Consider the following 268-nt stretch of genomic DNA (forward strand, 5'->3'; position numbering starts at 1 on the left):
CAAACTACCGGCGTTAGAGTGGCTTAGCTCACCCACAGGCAGTAATTATGTGCTAAAAGGTGATGAGATTGATATTAATGATAACTTTGCCATAGCGGTGCGTCCTAATGATGAGGCACTACAAGCAAAGATCAATCAGTCATTAGCCAATCTAAAGGCCAATGGTACTTATGACAAAATCAATCAAAAGTACTTTGCCGTGCCAGCCGCTAGTAACAGCATAGTTACGGACGCTACGTTAGAAAATACTGAGCAGCCAGTGGTAGAT

General features: G+C 42.9%; 1 protein-coding gene. It reads left to right on the forward strand.

The genetic code is table 11. From position 1 onward, the window contains the following. The coding region (locus AAEY75_RS15350; protein WP_352260067.1) for a transporter substrate-binding domain-containing protein at positions 1-268 on the forward strand (268 nt) is incomplete at both ends.

Origin of the sequence: Psychrobacter sp. TB55-MNA-CIBAN-0194, assembly GCF_040309505.1 — a bacterium.
GTDB classification, from domain to species: domain Bacteria; phylum Pseudomonadota; class Gammaproteobacteria; order Pseudomonadales; family Moraxellaceae; genus Psychrobacter; species Psychrobacter fozii.